The organism is Streptomyces sp. NPDC054841 (assembly GCF_053611045.1).
The window spans coordinates 1-6,892 of record NZ_JBSGZO010000449.1 but is presented as its reverse complement, the minus strand read 5'-3'; the positions used below and the strand labels follow the sequence as shown (position 1 = coordinate 6,892).

General features: G+C 69.7%; 5 protein-coding genes. All 5 read right to left on the bottom strand.

Annotated elements, in window-relative coordinates; genetic code table 11:
* Positions 1-1,763 (bottom strand): WXG100-like domain-containing protein (locus tag ACWGI8_RS36185; protein WP_453667605.1); only part of this gene is annotated, 1,763 nt, incomplete at its 3' end.
* A gap of 81 nt (positions 1,764-1,844) precedes the next feature.
* Positions 1,845-2,225, bottom strand: a complete 381-nt coding sequence (locus tag ACWGI8_RS36180) for a hypothetical protein (protein WP_453667603.1) — start codon at positions 2,223-2,225, stop codon at positions 1,845-1,847.
* Between the two features lie 2 nt (positions 2,226-2,227).
* Entirely contained in the window at positions 2,228-2,683 is a 456-nt protein-coding gene (locus tag ACWGI8_RS36175) for a YbaB/EbfC family nucleoid-associated protein (protein WP_453667601.1), read from the bottom strand.
* A 180-nt stretch (positions 2,684-2,863) separates the two neighbouring features.
* The gene (locus tag ACWGI8_RS36170; protein ID WP_453667600.1) at positions 2,864-6,058 is read right to left on the bottom strand and encodes an AAWKG family protein; all 3,195 of its coding nucleotides are present in this window, start codon (positions 6,056-6,058) and stop codon (positions 2,864-2,866) included.
* 148 nt (positions 6,059-6,206) lie between these two features.
* The gene (locus ACWGI8_RS36165) at positions 6,207-6,683 is read right to left on the bottom strand and encodes a type VII secretion system-associated protein (RefSeq protein WP_453667598.1); all 477 of its coding nucleotides are present in this window, start codon (positions 6,681-6,683) and stop codon (positions 6,207-6,209) included.
* Between the last annotated feature and the right edge of the window lie 209 nt (positions 6,684-6,892).

The window sequence follows — 6,892 nt, the reverse complement described above, 5'->3', positions numbered from 1 at the left end:
GTCTCGGACGCGCCACCGTCCCGGTCGCCCGTGTCGTCGACCCGGGCGACCGGATCGTGGTCCATCACCGAGTCGGCGGTGTCCCCGGCCGGACCGGGAACAGAGTTGACCGTGGGGCCGTTGTCGGAGGTGCCCGGCGTGGTGGTGAGCGGGGTGTCCACCGTGATCGGGGTGTCCACCGTGATCGGGGTGCCGAAACCGTCGAGGGCGCGGCGGACCTCGTCGGTGTCGACCTGGGCGGCGGGGCTGTTCTCGGCGGGTACCACCCGGACCTCGGGAAGCTGCGACAGGTTGCCGTGCAGGCTGTCGCGGACGCCGATCTCGGTGCTGCCGGGCGGCTGGGAGCCGCGCAGGGCGGCGAGGTCGTGCAGTGCCTGCTCGCGGACCTCGGCGGGGCCGTCGTGGACCTGCTGCCACAGCTCGTTCTCGGCGGCGGTCACGGGCAGCGAGGCCGGGGAGTGCGGCAGCGGGTTCTCCGCGAAAGAGGGCGGGGGCGACTGGCTTTCGGTGAAGTCTCCCTGGCCGGTGCTCTGTTGGGTGCTCTGTTGGGTGACGGGCGGAAGCGAGGTGAGCGCGGAGCCCTCGCCGCCCGTGGTGTCCGTACGCGAGGAACCGCCGGTACGGTCGGGGCCGTCGCCATCGCGAGAGCGCGTGGAGCCGGCGGAGTCCCGCGTGTCGGATTCGGCGTTGCCGCCGGAGACGGTGAGTGGCTGGTTGCGCAGCTTGTCGATGGCGTGGCGCAGCTCGGCGCCGCTGTTCACAGCGGTGCCGCTGAGCGTGGCCTCGACCTTGCTGCTGACGCCCGCGCCCACGAAGGTGGACCAACCGGTGGACCAGTCGCCGTCGTAGGCGCCCTTGATCAGGATCTCCCCGAGCGCCTCGCCGGAGCCGTCGGCGAGGAAGTCGGCCGTCCCCTCGAGCCCGTAGTGCCCGGCCAGCGCGCGCGGCCGGTCGGCGTTGTTGCGCAGGAGCTGGTTGTTCCGCCACAGGTCAGGGTTGTTCCGGAAGGAGAGCGGGTTGTTCTTGAAGTCGAGGTCCGAGCCGTTCTTGAGGAACTTGTTGTCGTAGCTCTTGACGATGTTCTTCGCGAACTTGTTGAAGACGCTGGTGAGGAAGCCCGCCGCGGCCCCGAACGCGGCGGACTTGAGGATGTCTTTCCAGTCGAAGCCGTCGGGGCGGCGGCCGTCCGGGGCGAAGTTCATCATCGCCAGCCGCACCGCGAAGGTGGTGAACGCCTCGGCGACCGCCTCCGTCAGCGAGGGCGCCAGGTGCAGCCGCTGGAGCAGGTGGCTGAGCGTGGTGAGGATGACGAACCGGCTGCGCAGCTTGGCCATCATGATCTGGCTGGCCGTGGCGCCGCCCGTGAAGAAGGAGATAGCCAGGTAGATGGCGATCTCCATGAGCAGCCGGATGACCTCGGCGATGACCTGCCACTTGGACTCCATGATGCCCATGGAGGTCTTGCGCCGGCCCTCGGCGATCTTGTCGAGCTGCTCGGCGAACAATCGCAGGTGGTTCTTGCCTCCGTCGTCGATAAGCACGCCCATCGCCTTGGCGTACGACTTGGCCAGGTCGTCCGGCATGGACGCGGCGATGTCGTGGACCGATTTCTCGACCAGCGAGGAGACCTTCGAGAGCTTCCGGCCCAGGCCGGAGTAGGGCAGGCGGCTGTCGTGGGCGAGGTCCTCGTCGGCGTCGATGAGCTTCTCCCCGGTGAGGATGAAGATCATCGCGTTGACCTCGGGCGATGCCTTGATGCTCATCGGCGGCCGTCCTGGAGGTCGCTCGGCCAGGACGGAGCGGCCGCTCCCGGCATGGTGCGGGAGCGGCCGGCGGTGCGGAGGTCAGCGGCGGCGGCCATGCCCGCCCGGGCTGCCGGCGCCGTTCACCCCATGGGTGTTGATGCGGCTGTTGCTCTGCTCGATTCCCTGGATGTTGCGGTCGCGGGTGTCCTTCATCATCCGGACCTGGCTGACCGTGGCGTCGGTGATGCCCACCAGCGCGTCGCGGATGGCCAACATGGTGTCCTTGGTGGTCTGCCGCTCCTTCTGCTCCTGCGGCTTGGCCGTCTCGGCGAACTCGCCTTCCGTTCCCGGCCACCTGACCGTGGGGGCCAGCTCGTCGAGGAACTCCTCGGTCATGCTCTTGGTCAGGGAGCCGATCTCCTCCAGCTGCTTCGCCAGGGCCTGGATGCGCTGCGGGTCGACGTAGTACCGCTGTCCCATCGTCAGTCCTCCCCGTCCTCGCCGAGCGCGTCCCGCCAGGCAGGGGTGGCCTGGCCGTCGCGTGCCGTGTCCTCGTCGTCCTCGCGCAGCACCGCGGGGCCGAAGATCCGCTCCCAGTCCAGCTCGAAGCCCTTCAGCTCCGGCACGTCGCTGCTGGGCTCGGTGAAGGGCGCCATCGCCTTCATCACGTGCCGGTTCATCTTCAGGCGCGCCGCGCTCGCCGCCTCCAGGACACTGGCGGCCAGTTCCTGGGGGGACATGTCGCGGTGCTTGTTCTCCAGGAACTCGATTCCGGTCAGCTCACCCTGCGGGCCCACGGTGGCGCGGACCGTGCGGTCGGAGGAGAGCACCGCGAACGACGCCTGCCGCAGCTCGCGCTCGGTGCGCGCGACCGCCTCCTGGGCCGCCTGGAGTTCGGCCATGGCCTTCTCCAGGCGCTTCTCCAGCGGTTCCCTCACGCCCGCTCCCTCCTTCTGCGTCGGTCGCACCGTACGTCCGGACGTTTGGTCCGTGCGTCCGGCCCTGGTCTCCGGTCCGTCAACTGCCCTGCTGAACTTGCCTGGTGGAGGCTCCGCTGCGGAAGCCGGGGCCAGGGGGATTCGTCTCTCCGCGGTGGTCGCGCCGGATCCCCGCGGTGGTCACCGTCCGATGACGGCCGGGGTGCCGCCCTGCTCGGTGCCCCACACATCCGCCTCCTCCTCCAGGTAGTCGGCGGAACTGGTGGGCCTGCGGCCCGGCTCCGCCTCCTCCTCGGGGGAGTCGCCGCCGGTGGTCGCCACCCTGGAGGCCGGCGCCAGGAAGGTGTCGTTGTCCTCCTGGCGGTTCCACGGGCTGCGCCGTCGGCGGTTGCGGCGTTCGCTCACCTCCACCGCGTCGACCAGGACGGCGCGCACCCGCTCGCCGTTGCCCCGCTCGCCGCCCGCGCCCATACCGCCCATGCCCCCCATCGGCATGCCGCCCATCGGCATGCCGGGCATGCCGGGGGCGCCGGGCGCGGCGGCGGCAGTGAGCGGGGTGCCCGTGCTGCCGGCGGCACTGTCCGAGAGAGGGGCGGCACCGGTCACGCCAACGCCGTCCGAGGAGAAGGAGCCCGCCCCGACGAGGCCGCCGCCGGAGCCCGCGGCGCTCACGTTGCCGCCGCCGAGGCCCAGCTCGGAGACCGGCACGTCCCGGGTGGTGGTGCGGTCGCCGCCGCCGCTCTCGTTGAGGCCGCCGGGAATGTCCGAACTGCCGACGTTTCCGGCCGAGTTGAGGCCGCGCAGATCCACCGTCTCGGTCTTGCCCTGGGGGTCGGTGACGGTGGCGACGCCGGTGTCCGGGTCGATGACCTGAGTGCTGCCGTCCGGGAAGGTCGTGGCCAGCCGGCCGTTGTCGAGAACGGTGGTGGAGCCGTCCGGGTTGGTCACCTTCGCCCCGTGGGTGAGGTCGGCTGTCGTGGTGGTGCCGTCCGGGTGGGTGGTGGTGAGCAGCCCGTTCGCCGGGTCGAACGTGGCCTTGCTGCCGTCCGGGAAGGCGGTGGTGAAGTCGCCGTCGTCGAGCGCGGTGCGACCGCCGGTCGGGGTCTCCAGGCCGGACCGGTCGCTGTTGAGGTTCCCGAGGTCGCCGATCGACTCGGTGGTCAAGCCGGAGTTGATGTCGCCGAGGTCGCCCAGGTCCCCGAGGCCGTTCTGGCCGTTGAGGTTGCCCAGATTGCCGAGGTTCTCGGTGGTGGTGGTGCCGTCCGGGTCGGTGGTGATCGCCTGGCCGTTCGCGGGGTCGGCGGTCTGGATGGTGCCGTCGGGGAAGGTGGTGGTCAGCTTGCCGTCGTCGCCGAGGGACGTGACCGAGCCGTCCGGGTTGGTCACCCTGGTGCCGTCGCCCAGGTTCTGCGTGGTGACGCTGCCGTCCGGGTGGGTGGTGGTGAGCACCCCGCTGTCCGCGTCGAAGGCGGTGCTGCTGCCGTCCGGGAAGTCGGTGGTGAGCTTGCCGTCGGTGAGCTGGGTGTCGCCGCCGGTCGGGGTCCTGAGGGAGCCGCCGGCGCCGTTGTTCGGGCCGTTGAGGCCGCCGAGGTTGCCGAGGTTCTGGGTGATCGCGTCGTTGGCCGCCCCGGCGGAGTTGTTCGTCCCGCCCGGTCCGTTGTTGAGCGCGCCGGGGTTGCCCAGGCTCTGGGTGATCGCTTCGTTGGCCGCCCCGGCGGAGTTGTTCGTCCCGCCCGGTCCGTTGTTGAGCGCGCCGGGGTTGCCCAGGCTCTGGGTGATCGGCGGCGGGTTGGTCGAAGACCGCTGCTGGTCGTCACCGCTCGGGTTGTTCACGTCGCCGAGCTTGCCCAGACTCTCGGTGACCGGGTTGTTCCGGTTCCGCAAGCCGTCGAGGTTGCCGAGGTTCCGCTCGTTGACAGCGTTGGGGCCGTTGAGGCCGCCGAGGTTCCGCTCCACGGCCTTGCGCTGCTCCTCGGCCCGGTGCTTGGCCTCCTCCTGCTCACGCCGCTGCTCCCCGCGCAGCTCGTTCTGGGCCTTGCGGTTCTCCTCGTTCTGCCGGTTGATCTCCTCCTTCGCCTTCCTCTCCTTGTGTTCTGCCGAGGCCGTGCTGGTCGACTTCGGCTTGGGTACGTTCCCCGAGAAGTCCATGCCGAGGTCGACGAAGTGATTGTTCAGGTCGGACTGCACCTGGGCGGCGGGCTTGCCCAGGAACTCGTCGACGCCCTGGCTCCAGATCTTGACCGCCTTGTCGCCGACCTTCGCCCAGTTCACGATCTCGGTGAGGTCGCCGTACTCCGGGTGCACCTGGGAGAAGTCCCCCAGCGGGCTGTGGCTGACGGTCGTGGAGGATTCGCTGGAGGTCGACGTGATCTCCGTCTTGGCGACGTTGTTCGCGTCCACCCACTGGGCGAGGTCGTCCAGCACGTAGCGCAGCACCCGATGCGGGTCGTAGTACGGGGACTTGGCCCAGGCCAGCCACGCCTCCAGCAGCTTGTTGGCGGAGTCCTCCAGGTACTTACGGCCCAGCGACAGGGCGCGCGAGTACACCGTGTTGCCGGTCCCGGTCCCGCCGCCGGAGCCGGGCATGGAGTTGAAGGTCTCGACGTAACTGTCGTAGTTGTCACGGATCTTCTTCAGCAGGCTGCGGAAGACCTCCGCCGCCTCGCCCTTCCAGCTCGCGTCGTCCCGGCCGAAACGGTCCTCCCAGTCCTTCAGCACCACCGCGTGGTCCTTGAAGAACTTGGCGGCGAAGTCGAAGGACTCTCCGGTGGTGTTGAAGGAGTTCAGGTCCACCGCGTCGGCCCCGGGCACGCCCAGGTTACTGAACCGGGCGTCCTGTGTGCCGCCGCCCAGCAGAGCGAGAAGTGCCGCCCGCGGCCCGTTCATGTACCGGGCGAGCGGGATGGTGCTCATCTTGTCCTTGTTGTCGTCCGTGAACTCGTTGCCCTCGCGGACCTGCGCGTCGCGGACGTTGTCGGAGTTGGGGCCGTCGAAGATGACCTCGTCGTCGGACTTCAGGCGGCCCTCGAAGACGATCCGGGCCTGCATGATCGACTCCTTCTTGCCGCTGTCGAAGAACCAGATGTCGTAGTCCTCGCCCGTCTTCGTCAGGAAGCCGGACTTCTCGTCGACCGTGTCGAGGCTGGTCTCCTTGATGTCCCTGACGGCCGAGTCGAGGCCGCGCTCCTTGATGTCCATCCGGAAGAGCTTGCCGCCGTGGTCGGATCGGAGCGTGTCGAAGAGGGTGTTGCGGTCCGGCACCGGAAAGCCGGTGATGTGGGTGACCAGGGTGGCCCAGGTGTCGGTCGACGGGACGCCGGCGTTGTCGAACTTGTGGAGGTTGGCGACGGAGTTGGGGTCGAGCCGATCGGCCACCGGGTGTCCTTTCTGGTCGGTTGTCGTCCGTGGCGGCGCACCGCCTCCTCATGCGGGTGTGCAGCCGGGTGTTTCTCACGCGGGCGCGCCGGGCGGCCGTGGCCCCTGCCGGCACGCGCGGGGCGGGCTCAGAGCTGCGTCGGCCGGCTCACCGGTGCTGCCGGCGGTCCGGCTCACCGGTGCTGCCGGCGGTCCGGGCGTCGACCTCGTCAAAGGTCTGGAGCAGCTTCTGCGCGTTGATCGCGTTCAGGTTCTTGTCCTTGGTCTTGTTGGCCTCGTCGATGGTCTCGGTGAGCGCCTCCTTCAACTCCTTGAAGAGGTCCATCTGGTCACCGAGCAGCTTGTCGATGGCCTCGGCCGCGGTGCGGATGTTCTCGATCAGCTTCGGTCCCGAGACCAGGGGATCGGTGACCATCTTGCCGATGCGCAGGAGTTGCTTGTCCTGGGTCAGGTTCTGCGGGGTGGTGCGCCCGTTGATGAGGTGGCCGAGCGGACGGATGTGGGCCCCGTCGCCCTCCTGGCGGTGCTTCTTCGCGGCGGTGTACACCGGCTGCACCTCGTTGTCCCGGAAGTTCTCCATCTGCTTGAGGTCGAAATGCCTGACGTCGGCCTTCTCACCGGCCATGGGACGCTCTCCTGCCGCTTGGTGCGTGACGGGGATGGGGGCCCGGCGGGCGCCCCGAGGACGGACGACGGCCGGACCGGTGGGCCCGGGTGCCGGGTGGGCACACCGGGTCCGTCCGGCGAATCCCGCCTGCCCGGTGGCGTCCGGCACGTTCTCCCCGGAGCGCTTCGAGCAGGGGCCCCGGCTGCGTTGCCGACCGCCCGCATGGG